Raw genomic sequence first — 15,921 nt, forward strand, 5'->3', positions numbered from 1 at the left:
GATTCTTAGTCTCTGCCTGTTCGCATTATTGGATCTTGATCGTGAAAACCAATACAAATCGGTATATTACTTTGCACTTCACTACGTACACTTATAAAACTACACAGCGTTTTAGCAATTAAATATAAAGTTACACCGACTGCTTTTTCACTTGTGTCAAAGCCATTTCCATTATACATATCTGCTAATTCTACAGACCCCGGCCCCTCAATATTATATGTCCATTCAGATGCCCAATCATCGTCCTCTTCTTCAAGTGGAATATATTCCTCACAAATATAAAACTGACTATCCCATTCGTTATCAAGGTCATACTCAAAATAAATCGCTTTTGATTCTTCATTAGTAGCCATTTCTACAGCTGCATCCAAACCTACTCGAATACTTTTCTTATATGACTCTAAATCAATTGCTTTAATTCGTTCTGCATATTCTGCAGACGCTAACATGCTACAAATTTCAAAATACTTCGCTTCTATTTGCTCTACTGCTAACGAAAAGACATCCTCTTGCATCTCTTCTAAATACTGAAATATATCCACACTAAACACTCCTCACTCTTTACGCACTCCAATGCGATGGACGGGATAACATTTTCGGTAATTTCGTATGCTTATCCCCTTTCGCTGCGTTAATTTGAACTTGCGTCAGAAAAATACTATTTGTAAAATCAGCCCCGCGAATATCTGCATCTCTTAAATCTGCTCCGATAAGATCTGCTCCTCTTAAATTTGCTCCATTTAAGTTAGCCGCAATTAAGTAAGCACCCCTTAAATTTGCACCTTGTAAATTTTTCTTTTTCAAATTTGCTCCCATAAGATCTGCTCCGCGGTGAATGATTCGTTTCTTACGTGCAGTATTCATTTCCTTCCATACTAATTCGCTCGTTTCTAAAAGAAGAATGTTCACCTCTGCCCTATGCATTGGAACATTTATTTTCATTAACTCATCTGGATTTAAATTCGAAAGTCGCTCTGTCTCCTCAATTGCGGTCTCCAGCTCTTTATGAATTGGCTGTGTTGCCTTTAAAAGAATCGCTTCATTTAAATACCAAAGCATTTCATGAAGTTGATGTATAACCGGAAAAGCATCGTACATTTTTCTTGCATGCTTTGCATCTTTCCGCCAATCAATCCCTTTAAACGTACCCTGAGAAATCTTCTGCCCAGCACCGAAACACTCAAATACTGTACAACCTTTATAACCTTTTCCTCTAAGATTTTTATGTATACTACATTTAAAATCTGATTGTAAGTTAGAACATGGTTTACCACCATCTTTATTCACTGCAAAATCTACCGATGCTGCGAACGGTAATGCAACGCAACATAGACCGAAGCATTTTTCGCAGTTTGCTTTTAAATGATCATTATGATTAGTCAAAATCTATACCCCCTGTTGTCTTTTGACTATTTCATAATATTCCAACTGTAATAAATAATCAATTTTAAAATAAACCGGCATCTTTCGTTCCAATTCATAACTTTATCATTCGATTTCCTTTCAATTGAAAAGGACTATTTCTATTTAATGAATTATAATTAAATTATAAATTTTCTAACTAAAAGGAGACTTATTATGGCACTAGAAATGAAAACAAACTGTCAAATTTGCAATCAATCGCTCGAACAAGATTCTGAAGCATACATTTGTGTATATGAATGTACATTTTGCGCACCATGTACAGAAGAAAGACAAAACGTTTGTCCAAACTGCGGCGGCGAATTAGTACGTAGGCCGAAAAAGAAACAATAAAAAGCAAAGCGATATCGCTTTGCTTTTTATTGTTTTCTGAGTATATGAAATTATATCGAACACAACTTAAACATTTAAAAACTTCACACAAACAGGCTCTGGCACAGCAACATCAGATTGTAAAAGTGTTAACTTTCCTGTAGATTCATCTCTTGAAAATAGCACAAGATTATGTGACTTTTCATTTGTAGCAACAAGAAACTTTTCAGTAGGATCTAATACAAAGTCTCTTGGCCAATTTCCTTCTGTAGATGTATGTTCCACAAATGCAAGCTCACCTGAGTTTTGATCTACGCTATAAACAGCGATACTATTATGACCACGATTACCTGCATATACAAAGCGGCCGTCAGAAGAAATATGGATAGCACTGCCTTGACTATTTTCATCAAATTGTTCTGGAAGAGTAGAAATATACTGTAATTCTGTAAAGGATCCTTCTTCCGAGTTATATGTTAGCGCAATAACCTCTGAACTAAGCTCCGTCATTACATAAGCGTATTTTCCATTTGGATGAAAAGCAATGTGTCTTGGTCCACTTCCCGGATTCACAGACAGGCTATTCACTTCTATTAATGTACTATCTTTTACTTCATACGTAATTATTTTATCTATCCCTAAATCAACGCCCACTACATATTTTTCATCAGGAGTGTACCCCGCGTAATGTGCATGTGGTTTTTCTTGTCTTTCTTTATTCGGACCTGAACCTTCATGTGCCATAATAGATGAAGCAGGATTTACAGTTCCATTTTCTTCATTTATTTCAAAAGACTCAATCGTTCCTTTATGGTAATTTGCTGTAACTACTGTATGATTTCCACTATCAACACTAATATGACAAGGAGAAGCCCCTTCTACTACTTGTCTATTTTTCGCTTTTAGTTCTCCAGTATGACTATCAATGGAATAAGCAGCTACACCGCCAGATTCGCCTTCCTTAACAACAGAATAGAGATATTCATTATTTCGGTTAATCGTTACATATGTAGGGTTATCCAGCTTAGCAGTAAGTGTTACATTACCAATTTTTTTTGCTTCCGTGTCTAAAATAAACTTATATATTCCTTCGCTATTTTCTTTCGTGTAAGTCCCAACATATCCGATAAACTCTTTGTTATCCTTCATTTTCATAACCCTCTCTCCCTATATTTTTCGTTCATCATACTTTTTAAAATATTTTATGTTGAAAGAGTATCCTAAAAAATCGGAGTACCTCTTTATACGTTACCATATTTTCTTGGTAAATAGCTTTTAAACCCACTTTTTTTGATACGCTGCTATACTTTCATATTCTTCTTCCAATTGACGGGACAAGCGGATATAGATTGGCGTTAAATCTTTATATTTTTCCACACTTTCCATGTTTGGCTCATGATGAAAATCTGCACCTACCATTTCAGAAACTACGGATAATGTATCTATTTCACCTAAACTATATAAACCGAGGATTGCAGCTCCTAAGCAAGAGCTTTCGAAACTTTCCGGAACATATACGTCTTGATGGAAAATATCCGCCATCATCTGTCTCCAAAGTTCCGACCTTGCAAAACCGCCTGTCGCTTGAATTTTTTTCGGTTCGCCAATTAGTTCTTTTAAAGCGAGAAGAACTGTATATAAGTTATAAATTACTCCTTCTAAAACAGCACGTATCAGATGTTCTTTCTTATGATGCAATCCGAGTCCAAAGAAAGATCCTCGCGCATTTGCATTCCATAAAGGAGCCCTTTCCCCCGCTAAATACGGGTGAAATAATAAACCGTCAGATCCCGGATTCACTTTTGCTGCTATTTCAGTAAGCACCTCATATGGATCTTTTCCTAAGCGCTTTGCAAGTTCAATCTCTGAAGTGCCCAATTGGTCACGAGCCCATCTGAAAATCATACCGCCGTTATTAACTGGTCCACCGATTACCCAATGGTCTTCAGTTAACGCATAACAAAAAATTCTACCTTTTGGATCTGTTACAGGACGATTTGTTACAGCACGTATCGCACCGCTTGTACCAATTGTAACAGCCACAACGCCAGGATCTATTGCATTTACACCTAAATTAGATAGTACTCCATCACTCGCTCCTACTACAAAAGGCGTAGAAACAAGTACATTCATCTCTTTGGCAAACTCTTCATCTAATCCTGTTAAACTGTGCGTTGTTGGAACAAGCTTTGAAAGCTTTTCATCTGTAATTCCTGCTACATGTAAAGCCTCTTCATCCCACTTTAAAGATTTTAAATTGAACATTCCTGTCGCTGATGCTATAGAATAATCAATTACATATTCTTTATATAACTTGTAAAAAACATATTCTTTAATAGAAATGAATTTATAACTTTTTGCGAATAACTCTGCTTGCTCATTCTGTAGCCAAACTAATTTCGAAAGTGGTGACATCGGATGAATTGGTGTCCCAGTACGAAGATAAATTTCATGACCATTCATATCATTCTTTATTTTCTCCGCCCAGCTTGCACTTCTATTATCTGCCCAAGTGATACATCTCGTTAACGGCTTTCCCTTTTCATCTACAGCAATGATACTATGCATTGCCGAACTAAAAGAGACACAAAGAATATCATTCGGCTGTACACTACTTATTCGTACAGTTTCTTTAATCGTATTTATTACTGCATGAAAGATTTCTTCTGGGTCTTGTTCTGCTGTTTCAGGTGTAGGAGAATATAAAGGATATTCAATTCCATGACTAGCAATAACAGATCCATCAGTAGAAAATAGAACTGATTTTGTACTAGTTGTCCCAATATCTACACCAATCATATATTTTGAGCTCACCATCTCTTCCTCCTAACAAAAATCCCTACAGTGTCCTAATCATATAAGAACCATAAAAATATATTTATTTTATCTATTCATAACGTTATGTGCTAAAGTTGTCTCTCTCAATTCATATAAAAATATCCTTATTTTAACCAAACATATCGAGTAGTAAAACGCCTCCAAAAGCGATAAATGAAAGTAACGTTTCTAATACTGTCCATGTTTTAAATGTTTCTTTCACTGTTAAGCCTAGGTATTCTTTTACCATCCAGAACCCAGCATCGTTTACGTGAGAAAACATTAACGCTCCTGCACCTGTTGCAATAACGAGTAACTCTAAGTTCACACCTATCGTATTTTCAACGATTGGCGAAACGATACCCGCTGCTGTTGTTAAAGCGACTGTCGCTGACCCTGTCGCAATTCGAATTAATCCTGCTACTATAAATGCTAATACAATTGGAGATAGAGCTAAATGCTCAGACATTTGAGCAATAGCATTCCCTACACCACTATCGATAAGAATTTGCTTAAATCCGCCACCAGCACCAATAATCGCAACAATTGAACCGATTGGTAATAAGCTATCTTCTGTTACCTTCTTAATAGCCTTTTTATCGATACCTTGACGAAATCCAAGAAAATAAAACGCTGCAAAACATGCAATCAATAACGCAATGATAGGACTACCGATTAATGTGACAATCTTCATCAAAGTAGTAGACAGTGGAACATACGGAGCCGCTGCAGCTAAAACCATTAACATAACTGGTAACAATATAACTAAAAATGAAACTCCTATTCCTGGTAATTTCGTTGATTTTGTATTTACACGAATCAATTCTGGCTCATTTTCAGGAATTACACGTTTGTGAATCCATTTAGCGAATATAGGACCTGCAATAATCGCTGCAAAAAATGTAATAATGAGTGAATACAATAGTACCTTCCCAAGGTTCGCTTTATAAATACCAATTGCAACTATGGCCCCTGGATGCGGAGGAACAAGGCCGTGTACGACAGATAGCCCAGCAATTGCTGGTAATGCTATCAATAAAATATTTTGTTTCGTTGTTTTATGAATTGAAATTACTAACGGCAGTAATATTAAAATGCCTACTTCAAAAAACACCGGGATTCCAATAATAAAACCTGCAATTAACATCGCCCATGGTAAGTTTTTTATCCCAAAGGATTTAATAAAGAACTCTGCCACTTGCATTCCAGCACCTGACTCTGCCATCATTTTCCCTAAAATTGTACCTAATACTAAAATACCTACTAAATGCCCGAGAACACTGCCGACTCCCGTTTCATAAGCACTCACTATTTTATCCATTGGCATCCCAGACATAATTGCTAAAAACAAACTTGCAATCGTTAAACTAATAAATGCATGCCATCTCCACCACGATACCCCTAAAATAACAATTACGATTGATAATAATGTAATCATTAAAAGGTACATATTCATACGCAGTTCCACCCCTTTATGTAAACCCTTTCAAAATTGCTATACAATTAAGAGAACCTATATAGTTCTTTCATGAGTAAGAATTTATATATCGATATACAAATCATCTTCACAAAATAATAATTTATACAAAAAGAATCTCCCTTATCAGAGATACATGTTAACTCACCTCTCTGATAAGGGGATTTCTCTTCCATAATTATAATGTTATTGTGATAAACGCTTCGCGCGATCAATTTTCCCTTTTTTAAAAGTGAATGACACTTTCTTCTCTTGCTGTTTTCACGTAGTAAGACTACAAACTCAGTATCCACTTTAAACGATGAAGTTACTTAGGATTTGTCTTCTCATGAAAAACAACTTTCGGAAAGCACCTTCACTTTCATAACATTATAATTTAGGCGCTTTCGCCCAATCAGCAGCAAATTTCTCAATACCTTGGTCTGTTAATGGGTGCATAGCAAGTTGTTCAATTACTTTATAAGGGATTGTTGCAATGTGAGCACCTGCCATCGCTACACGAGTTACATGATCTGGATGTCTAACAGAAGCCGCAATAATTTGTGTATCTAGTTGATGAACATCGAATAATTCAGCAATTTTAGCAACTAATAGTACACCATCTTCAGAAATATCATCTAAGCGACCTAAAAATGGAGAAACGTACGTTGCACCTGCTCGAGCAGCTAAAAGTGCTTGGTTCACCGTGAAAATAAGTGTAACATTCGTTTTCACACCTTTTTCAGTAAGGTAGCGACAAGCTTCTAATCCTGCTAACGTCATCGGAAGTTTAATTGTAACTTTTTCATCGCCACCGTTAATTTTAATCAGTTCTTCTGCTTGGGCGATCATCTCTTCAGCTGTAACAGCATCTGGCGTTACTTCTGCCGAAACAGATTCAACTTTAGGAACTGCCTGACAAATTTCTGCAATACGGTCTTCAAATTTAATGCCCTCTTTTGCTACTAAAGAAGGATTCGTTGTAACACCAGCTAAAACTCCAAGTTTATATGCTTTTTTTATATCCTCAAGATTTGCAGTATCAATAAAAAATTTCATGATTAATTCCCTCCAGTTTTTAAACGTTGATGAGTTACATGTTTAATATGCTTATCCCGTAAAAGCCCGATTTGTGTGGAATGAAGCCCCTACTTATTAAAGTTTCACTTTATTTCTTTTCTACTGCATGTCCGCCAAATTCATTGCGCAGAGCTGCTACAACTTTTCCTGTAAATGTATCATTGTCTAATGAGCGGTAGCGCATTAATAGAGACATTGCGATAACAGGAGTTGCTGTTTGAAGGTCTAATGCTGTTTCTACTGTCCATTTTCCTTCACCAGAAGAATGCATAACACCCTTAATCTCATCCAGTTTTGCATCTTTAGAAAATGCATTTTCTGTTAATTCCATTAACCAAGAACGAATGACTGAACCGTTGTTCCATACTCTTGATACTTTTTCATAATCGTAGTCAAATTCACTTTTTTCTAGAATCTCAAATCCTTCACCAATAGCAGCCATCATACCGTATTCAATTCCGTTATGAACCATTTTTAAGAAGTGACCACTACCAGCTTTTCCAGCATATAAGAATCCATTTTCTACAGCAGTATCGCGGAAGATAGGTTCAACGATGTCCCAAGCTTCTTGATCTCCTCCGATCATGTAACAAGCACCATTACGAGCGCCTTCCATTCCACCAGAAGTTCCTGCATCCATAAAGTGAATGCCATCTTTCTTTAATTGCTCATATCGGCGGATAGACTCTTTATAATGTGAATTACCAGCTTCAATTAAAATATCTCCTTTTGATAAAAGTGGTGTAACCTCATCAATAACAGAATCAACAACAGCGTGTGGTACCATTACCCAAAGAATTCTTGGTGATTGTAATGACTGAACAAGTTCACTTAAACTAGATGTACCTGTTGCCCCGTACTCTTTCATTTCTTCTACTGCGCTCGTATTTAAATCAAACGCTACTACTTCATGTTTATGATCCATTAAATTTTTCCCTAAATTTAATCCCATTTTACCTAACCCAATTAATCCTACTTGCATAATATAATTCCTCCTCAAATCATCTTTTATTAAAAATCCATATCACTACAATCTGGAATACCTTTCAGCACTGAAATGTTAGTATGTACAGAAAGGTATTCACAGTCATAGCTTAAGAATTCAACACATTTTTTGTAATTTGAACAACATTTTCTGTCGTAAATCCAAATAGATTCATGACTTCAGCTCCAGTACCTGAAGCTCCAAATGTTTCAATTGATATTACTTTTCCTTCTTGTCCTACATAACGTTCCCAACCGAGAGATACACCCATCTCAAGAGATACTCGTTTCGTTATAGAAGACGGAAGAACGGATTCTTTATATTCGTTCGATTGGCGATCGAATAACTCCCAGCTCGGCATTGCAACGATGCGAACAGAAACTTGATCTTCTTCTAATTTTGCTTTCGCACTAGCAGCTAAGGATACTTCAGAACCTGTCGCAATTAAAATTACATCCGGATTTTCATTTGTTTGTGTTAATACGTAAGCTCCTTTAGAGAAATTCTCTATGTTCGCTTTCGTTTCATTAAACACCGGTAAATTTTGACGACTCAGTACTAAAACGACTGGACCATCCGTTTGCTGTAAAGCATACGCCCAAGCACTTGCTGTTTCATTTGCATCTGACGGGCGGATAACTGTTAAACCAGGAATTGCTCGAAGAGCTGCCAATTGTTCAATTGGTTCATGCGTTGGACCATCTTCTCCTACAGCAATCGAATCATGTGTAAATACGTAAGTAACAGGTAACTTTTGCAGTGCAGCCAGTCGAATGGACGGACGAAGATAATCATTAAATACAAAGAATGTACTTACGAAAGGTTTTACTCCTCCATGAAGCGCCAATCCATTCGCTGCAGCGCCCATTGCATGTTCACGTACACCGAAATATATATTTCGTCCAGCATATGATTCTACTGCATATACTGCTTCACCTTTTATATCTGTCATCGTAGAATGAGAAAGATCCGCACTTCCACCGAAAATAGAAGGAATCGATTTCACATAATGATTAATAGCTTCCCCACTTGCAACACGAGTGGAAATCGTTTTTTCAGTATCAAAAGATAGAATGTCTTTTGCTTCAATTAAAACCTCACCTGTAATCGCTTTTTCTAATTCATCTGCCAGTGTAGGATTCGCTTCTCTGTATAAGTTGAACTGCTCATTCCAGTCATTGTCTTTTTCAATACCTTTTTGTTTTAGTTCATTAAAATGAGCTTTTACTTCTTCAGGTACAAAGAAATCTTCCTCATAATCCCAACCATACACTTGTTTTGTCGCTGTCGCTTCTTCTACTCCAAGCGGATTACCATGTGCTTTGTTCGTTCCAGCAACTTTTGGACTTCCATAACCTATAATGGTTCTAATTTCTATAAGAGTAGGTTGATCCGTATTTTCTTTCGCTGATTGAATAGCTTTTGTAATCGCATCAACATCGTTTCCATCTTCAACTCTTACATATTGCCAATGTACAGATTCTGCCCTTTTCTGAATATCTTCAGAGAAAGCAATGCCTAATTCACCATCAAGTGAAATTTCATTTGAATCATACAGTACAATTAACTTGCCAAGTTTCATATGTCCTGCCATTGACATCGCTTCATAAGCGACACCCTCCATTAAGTCACCATCTCCGACTAAAGCATACGTATTGTGATCTATAATAGAGTGACCATCCTTATTGAACTTCGCTGCTAAATGAGCTTCTGCCATTGCCATTCCTACAGCATTAGCAATCCCTTGTCCTAACGGGCCTGTAGTCGCTTCAACTCCAGGAGTATGCCCAAACTCAGGATGTCCAGGTGTTTTACTATTTAACTTTCTGAAATTTTTCAAGTCATCAATTGAAACGTCATATCCAGCTAAATGAAGTAGGCTATATAACAGACTAGATCCATGTCCCGCCGATAAAACGAAACGATCACGGTTAAACCATTCTGGGTGATTAGGATTGTAATTTAAATGATTCGCCCATAATGCATAAGCCATTGGTGCTGCTCCCATCGGAAGACCTGGATGACCTGAGTTTGCCGCATTAATAGCATCAATCGATAACGTACGAAGTGTATTCACTGCTAATTGATTTATGTTTTGTGTCATAGTAATCGTCCCCCTAAATGCTTTCATTAAAGAAAGTACTTATTTTTCCGTCTCTTGATCTAACCACCATTTAAATCCACTTTCTTGTAACAGTTCATTAGACGCTTCTGGACCATATGAACCAGACTCATATTCATGAAGCGGTAATAAGTTTTCCTCGAACGCTTCAAGAATTGGTTGTACCCATTCCCATGACAATTCAACTTCTCTCCAATGTGCAAAGAATGTAGCGTCTCCACTCACAGCATCATGAATGAGTCTTTCATACGCTTCAGGTACTCCCACATCCGCTTGCTCACAAGTAAAGTTAATACGCATCGGTTCAATTTCTCCATTTTTCAATGGATTTTTACTGTTTAACTGTAATGAAACGTTCTCACCTGGGCTAATTTCAATTATTAATAAGTTAGGTGCTGCATTTGGATTATTATCTTGATATTGCTGTTTTAACGTATTTTTAAATTCGATTACAATACGAGTAGACTTTTCTTTCATTCGTTTGCCTGTTCGTATATAGAAGGGAACGCCAGTCCAAAATGGATTATCGATCCACAGGCGAGCAGCAACAAATGTGTCTATGTTAGAAGAAGGATTTACTCCTGGCTCCTCTTTGTATGCTACAACTTGCCCGCCTTTTATCTCACCTGCAGCGTATTGTCCGCGAATGATATGGCTTTGAACGTCTTCTTTTTTCACTTTACGAAGCGTTTCCATTACCTTTCGCTTTTCCTCTCGAATTTCACATGCATTAACCTTTTCCGGCAGATTCATAGCAGTCATCATTAATATTTGTAACATATGATTTTGAACCATATCTCGAATGGCCCCTGCCTGGTCATAATATCCTGCCCTTTCTTCAACCCCAACTGTTTCACTCGCTGTGATTTGTACATTCGCTATATGTTCTTTATTCCAAATTGATTGGAGAACAGGATTTGCAAATTCTAATGCTTCAAGATTTTGAATCATCGGTTTACCTAAATAATGATCGATACGGTATATCTCGTCTTCTTCAAACGTGCGACTAAGCTTATCGTTAAGCTCACGAGCAGATGTAAGGTCGTGCCCGAATGGTTTCTCAATCATCAGACGTTTCCATCCATCCGTTTTATCAAGTCCGCTTTCCTTAATATTTAAAGCAATGGTCTCGAAAAATTCAGGAGCAACGGAAAGATAAAACATTCTATTTCCTTTTATATGTAATTCTTCTTCCCTTTCACGAACGACTTGTAATAACCTCTCATAGTCTTCCGGCTTACTCACATCTAATGGACAATAGCGAAAATTATCTAAAAAACCTTCCAGTTCCGGAGTACCTTCTTCTCTATGACGGGAAAACGTCTCTATTGATTCTTTTATTCTTTCTTGAAAATCTACATGAGATACTTGACGTCTCCCAAGCCCGATAACGGATATTTGCTTTGGAAGCTTTTGATCTCTATATAAATTATATAGTGCTGGGTAAATTTTGCGTTTCGCTAAGTCCCCTGTCGCTCCAAATAAAACAAAGGTCATTGATTCCAAGTTCAGTCCCCCTCTTGTTGTATAATCCTCGTCGATATACTAAAAATGAATTGTACAGAAGCCCCTGTTTTTATAAAAAAACAAAGAGTTATCAAATCCCAATTCTTTTTATACCTTTCGCTTTTTAATTGTCCCCAATATTAATAGTGGCAATTCAAAGCATTTCTACCACAACTTACTTATTTATAGAATTTAACGAAACATTTTATATCTGATTACTTTTAGTAATTAAATAATCTTATGTCTAATATATTAACCACATAAATTATTATCGTCAATAAAAATGTCTTGAATTACATACGATTTATTTCGTAATACTTTTCTAAGTGTATTCCTAGTTACCATTCATTTTCAAAGATAATGATCGTTATAATAAATATCATTTTTATCAAAATATTCAATTAATTTAGCGCTAAACTCACGAGCAGACGTTACATTATAACCAAAAGGCTTCTCTATAATAAGACGATTTAATCCTTTTGTAGCTCACAATCCACTTTCCTTAATATTTAAAGCAATGACATCAAATACTTCTGGTATAACAGATAGGTAAAACATGCGGTTTTCAGGAATGTTTAATTCTGTTTCACGCCTCTTTACAAGACTCAACAAATCTTGATAGTCCTCTACATTCGCTGTATTTAATTGACAATAACGAAATGTGCTAATAAACCCTTCTACTCCTGATTCGTCATCAGTAGATCTTCTAGAAAATATAGCAATGGATTGTTCTACCTTTGTTTGAAATTCCACATCTGACATTACCCTTCTGCCAATACCGATAATCGAAATAGACTGCGGTATATTTTAATTACTAAATAGTTTGTATAAAGCAGGGTAAATTTTGCGTTTCGCTAAATCCCCTGTCGCTCCGAATAAAGTTAAACTTTAATTAGCCCTCACCAATCTGGCTTTTACGAGCAGCCCAACTCCCACCTAACTTCTTTGCTTTCGCTGAATTTTGAGGCGGGGTCTTACTGCCCGGCAAATAGCGGGATAAACATAATGAATAAATCATGCTGCAAAAATAACATCTACCCTTTCTTCAAAAAGCTTTACAGTAGTTTTTAGAAGTACGTTACATTATTTCATTTCATGCACTTTCCCCTTCTCTATATAAAATTCTCACTAACAAAATTCAAAATATTATACTTATTTTTCGTACTTTGCTATGCTATAACCACAAACAGGAGGTATAAACTATGAAAGCACAAATTATCCATTCTTTTGGGGATTCATCTGTATTTCAATTAGAAAAAGTTTCAAAACCAAAACTTTTACCAGGTCATGTTCTAATCGATGTAAAAGCAACAAGTGTAAATCCAATCGATACAAAAATGCGTAGTGGGGCCGTTTCAGCCGTCGCTCCTGAGTTTCCAGCTATATTACACGGCGATGTAGCTGGTATTGTTATTGAAGTAGGAGAAGGTGTTTCGAAATTCAAATCAGGGGATAAAGTATACGGATGTGCCGGAGGTTTTAAAGAAACTGGAGGTGCACTTGCAGAATTTATGCTTGCTGATGCACGATTAATTGCTCACAAACCTAACAATTTAACAATGGAAGAAGCTGCTGCTCTACCATTAGTTGCAATTACAGCTTGGGAATCTTTATTTGATCGTGCAAATATTAAACCTGGTCAAAATGTTCTCATTCATGGAGCTACTGGTGGCGTAGGACACGTAGCCATTCAACTAGCTAAATGGGCAGGCGCTAAAGTTTTTACAACAGCTTCTCAGCAAAACAAAATGGAAATAGCCCATCGTTTAGGAGCCGATATAGCTATTAATTATAAAGAAGAATCTGTTCAAGAATATGTACAAAAACATACGAACGGAAACGGATTTGAAGTTATATTTGATACAGTAGGCGGCAAGAATCTTGATCATTCTTTTGAAGCTGCTGCGGTCAATGGAACTGTCATAACTATTGCAGCTCGTTCAACCCATGACCTCTCTCCTTTACACGCAAAAGGACTCTCTCTGCACGTTACTTTTATGGCATTAAAAATATTACATACAGATAAGCGTAATGATTGCGGAGAAATCTTAACGAAAATAACGCAAATTGTAGAAGAAGGAAAACTTCGTCCATTGCTAGATTCTAAATCTTTTACGTTTGATGAAGTTGCACAAGCACATGAATATTTGGAGTCAAATAAAGCAATAGGTAAAATAGTTTTGAAAAACGTTTGGTAACTTTCACTAAATAATACAAATAACAAATGTTTGTTGTTGGAAAATAACAGCGAGATCGCTTCGCCTTATCTTTTTCTTAAGAGGCGTGCCACAACCTTAAAAGCTTTCCATCCTTTACAACAAGTAAAAAAATAACAGCTGAATTTTGAAGCGGGGTCTTACCGCCCGGCAAATAGCGGGATAACATTCAAAAACCTTGCAGAAAAATTCTACAAGGTTTTTGTCTATAAATACAAATTAATCACTATATTAAAATGAAAGAGTTTGTAATTCATCACAATAATATTAAATATACGCTGCTTTAAAGGCTTGTTGGACAGCTTGTACTTCTAATGAGTCTTTACCATATAAGTTCGTTGCTACACGAATACAAGCTTCTTTTAATTCTTTAAAATCAGAAGTCATATTTAATTCATCCGTATTTGCATAATAGAAAATATCAAACATTTTATCTTCTCCAATGCCATGTACGTTTACTCCATTATGGCTTCCACCACTAGCAATCAAGTAAGCTACTTTATTAATAATGCTAGAGTTCGTGTGTACACCACCATGATCGTGGTCAGCATCAATAGGTAAGTTATTATAATGCCTATAATCCTCTGGATATCTAGAAGAGATAGATGATGGGTTTTTCATATCTCTAAAAATACGACCTGATTGTTCTCCCATTGTCCAATTGAACTTTCCGTTATTGGCATACTTTTCAACGGCTACTCCTAAAATATCAGATAACGCTTCATTAATTGCACCAGCTTCTCCTGCGTACTCAAGTCCAGACTCATTTCTTGTAACCGCGTGTGTAAATTCATGTCCTGCCACATCAAATGCTCTAACAATTGGGTCTCCGTATACTAGCATAGCGCCATTACTAAATGCATTAAACCACTGCTTAGGATTTCCTTTATTCGTACCATTTGTGTTCCAACCATGAACGACAGAAATTACTTTTTGTCCGTTATTATCAAAGCTGTTACGGCCATATTTTTCTTGATAAAAATCATATACTTTCGTTGCTAAATAATGGGCACTAACTGCTTTAGGATCTGTAAAATTTGTAGAATTACTTGTTACTAAATCATCGAGATAACCCCATACATTTCTTCTATAATTATTATAATCTTTATAATTAGCAGTATATGTTTCAATTCCCTTACCACGAGAATAATCTGCAAGCATGTACGTTCCATCACTTCTTTGTGTAATTCCAAACGTACGATTAATACCTAAGTCATCTTTTCCTGTACCTGTTAATTTTGAAGGATCTGTTGATTTATTTGATGTCGCAGATTGGACAATACTACTCTCTACTTGTATACCCAATTTTTGAACGAGTTCTTTTAATAGATTACCACCAAAAGCATCAATTAATACTGTACCGGATACATATTCAGGTGTAGATGCACTAAAAGTAATTTGATATGCGTTTGTAGCTTTATTTGTATTTTCATCTACATATACCACTTGTTTAATTTCTGGTTCTTCGATAAATGTGAGATCATTTCCATAGATGTTGAAAAGCTGTTTCTTTGCATCCTCTTCTGATAGAGTAATAGGTTGTTTCAAATCTTCCTGTTGTTGTAAATTTTGGGCACTATCTCCCGAAACGCTCGTAAGTACACCATCATCATTAATATGTGCTGTTAGTTGATATCCGTATACATCACGTCCTTCATACGTTTGTTGAAGACGTACCAATGTAGTACCATCATAAGATTTACGACTTTGCGTAACATTATAATTAACTTTGGATTCCGTATTAACTTGCTTTGATGATAATGCTTGTTCTGTTTTTCCTTTTAGTGCATCCTTTGCTACATTTTCTGCCGAATTTTGAGAAGGTGCTGTTAAATTACCTGTTCGGAACGTATCTTCCTTTGTTTCCACTTTTAAATCTTCTGTTTCCGCATGTACTCCTCCATAAGGCATAATCGCCGATAACACCACTCCTGTAGTTAAACCTACCTTTACGAAATTATTCATATTTTTACCCCTTTATAATCGTATTATTAAATTAAATAAA

12 protein-coding genes and 1 pseudogene are annotated in these 15,921 nt (G+C 36.2%); 2 read left to right on the forward strand and 11 right to left on the reverse strand.

Going from position 1 to position 15,921, the window contains the following annotated elements; all coding sequences use genetic code 11:
* Positions 1-5: 5 nt before the first annotated feature.
* Both ACXKY9_RS16185 and ACXKY9_RS16190 read right to left on the reverse strand, forming a co-directional pair.
* Positions 6-542, reverse strand: a complete 537-nt coding sequence (locus tag ACXKY9_RS16185) for a hypothetical protein (RefSeq protein ID WP_000350931.1) — start codon at positions 540-542, stop codon at positions 6-8.
* A 19-nt stretch (positions 543-561) separates the two neighbouring features.
* Complete coding sequence (locus ACXKY9_RS16190; protein ID WP_000181426.1) at positions 562-1,383, reverse strand: pentapeptide repeat-containing protein; 822 nt, start codon at positions 1,381-1,383, stop codon at positions 562-564.
* 195 nt (positions 1,384-1,578) lie between these two features.
* On the opposite strand from ACXKY9_RS16190, the gene ACXKY9_RS16195 reads away from it, so the two are divergent.
* A complete protein-coding gene (locus tag ACXKY9_RS16195; RefSeq protein ID WP_001162798.1) occupies positions 1,579-1,755 on the forward strand; it encodes a DUF1272 domain-containing protein in 177 nt (58 codons plus the stop codon).
* A gap of 66 nt (positions 1,756-1,821) precedes the next feature.
* Here the strand turns inward: ACXKY9_RS16195 and ACXKY9_RS16200 are convergent, their stop codons facing one another.
* From ACXKY9_RS16200 to ACXKY9_RS16235, 8 genes and pseudogenes are all read right to left on the reverse strand, one after another.
* Positions 1,822-2,889: a lactonase family protein gene (locus ACXKY9_RS16200; protein ID WP_000782217.1), complete on the reverse strand. Its 1,068-nt coding sequence runs from the start codon at positions 2,887-2,889 to the stop codon at positions 1,822-1,824.
* Between the two features lie 120 nt (positions 2,890-3,009).
* The gene (gene gntK, locus ACXKY9_RS16205) at positions 3,010-4,551 is read right to left on the reverse strand and encodes a gluconokinase (RefSeq protein ID WP_000254931.1); all 1,542 of its coding nucleotides are present in this window, start codon (positions 4,549-4,551) and stop codon (positions 3,010-3,012) included.
* A gap of 130 nt (positions 4,552-4,681) precedes the next feature.
* A complete protein-coding gene (gene gntP, locus ACXKY9_RS16210; RefSeq protein ID WP_001057615.1) occupies positions 4,682-6,007 on the reverse strand; it encodes a gluconate permease GntP in 1,326 nt (441 codons plus the stop codon).
* A 390-nt stretch (positions 6,008-6,397) separates the two neighbouring features.
* On the reverse strand, positions 6,398-7,066 hold the full coding sequence (gene fsa, locus ACXKY9_RS16215) for a fructose-6-phosphate aldolase (protein WP_000667676.1): 669 nt from the start codon (positions 7,064-7,066) through the stop codon (positions 6,398-6,400).
* Positions 7,067-7,175: 109 nt separating this feature from the next.
* Positions 7,176-8,069 (reverse strand): phosphogluconate dehydrogenase (NAD(+)-dependent, decarboxylating), encoded by an 894-nt coding sequence (gene gnd / locus ACXKY9_RS16220; protein WP_001195925.1) that lies wholly within the window; start codon positions 8,067-8,069, stop codon positions 7,176-7,178.
* A 112-nt stretch (positions 8,070-8,181) separates the two neighbouring features.
* A complete protein-coding gene (tkt, locus tag ACXKY9_RS16225; protein ID WP_000193045.1) occupies positions 8,182-10,176 on the reverse strand; it encodes a transketolase in 1,995 nt (664 codons plus the stop codon).
* A gap of 39 nt (positions 10,177-10,215) precedes the next feature.
* A complete protein-coding gene (gene zwf / locus ACXKY9_RS16230; protein ID WP_000445362.1) occupies positions 10,216-11,700 on the reverse strand; it encodes a glucose-6-phosphate dehydrogenase in 1,485 nt (494 codons plus the stop codon).
* 351 nt (positions 11,701-12,051) lie between these two features.
* Positions 12,052-12,588: pseudogene (locus ACXKY9_RS16235) on the reverse strand (glucose-6-phosphate dehydrogenase); the annotation flags it as partial.
* Between the two features lie 314 nt (positions 12,589-12,902).
* On the opposite strand from ACXKY9_RS16235, the gene ACXKY9_RS16240 reads away from it, so the two are divergent.
* A complete protein-coding gene (locus ACXKY9_RS16240; protein ID WP_000647264.1) occupies positions 12,903-13,898 on the forward strand; it encodes a zinc-dependent alcohol dehydrogenase family protein in 996 nt (331 codons plus the stop codon).
* A gap of 285 nt (positions 13,899-14,183) precedes the next feature.
* Here the strand turns inward: ACXKY9_RS16240 and ACXKY9_RS16245 are convergent, their stop codons facing one another.
* A complete protein-coding gene (locus ACXKY9_RS16245) occupies positions 14,184-15,881 on the reverse strand; it encodes a M4 family metallopeptidase (RefSeq protein WP_001058955.1) in 1,698 nt (565 codons plus the stop codon).
* Positions 15,882-15,921 lie beyond the last annotated feature (40 nt).

The sequence above is a fragment of the Bacillus sp. 2175 genome (assembly GCF_057812155.1).

What these genes read in the sequence shown, in the direction of transcription:
- ACXKY9_RS16195 (WP_001162798.1), top strand. Translation starts at nt 1,579, where the DNA reads ATGGCACTAGAAATGAAAACAAACTGTCAAATTTGCAATCAATCGCTC.
- ACXKY9_RS16200 (WP_000782217.1), bottom strand. Translation starts at nt 2,889, where the DNA reads ATGAAAATGAAGGATAACAAAGAGTTTATCGGATATGTTGGGACTTAC.
- gntK (WP_000254931.1), bottom strand. Translation starts at nt 4,551, where the DNA reads ATGGTGAGCTCAAAATATATGATTGGTGTAGATATTGGGACAACTAGT.
- gntP (WP_001057615.1), bottom strand. Translation starts at nt 6,007, where the DNA reads ATGAATATGTACCTTTTAATGATTACATTATTATCAATCGTAATTGTT.
- fsa (WP_000667676.1), bottom strand. Translation starts at nt 7,066, where the DNA reads ATGAAATTTTTTATTGATACTGCAAATCTTGAGGATATAAAAAAAGCA.
- gnd (WP_001195925.1), bottom strand. Translation starts at nt 8,069, where the DNA reads ATGCAAGTAGGATTAATTGGGTTAGGTAAAATGGGATTAAATTTAGGG.
- tkt (WP_000193045.1), bottom strand. Translation starts at nt 10,176, where the DNA reads ATGACACAAAACATAAATCAATTAGCAGTGAATACACTTCGTACGTTA.
- ACXKY9_RS16240 (WP_000647264.1), top strand. Translation starts at nt 12,903, where the DNA reads ATGAAAGCACAAATTATCCATTCTTTTGGGGATTCATCTGTATTTCAA.
- ACXKY9_RS16245 (WP_001058955.1), bottom strand. Translation starts at nt 15,881, where the DNA reads ATGAATAATTTCGTAAAGGTAGGTTTAACTACAGGAGTGGTGTTATCG.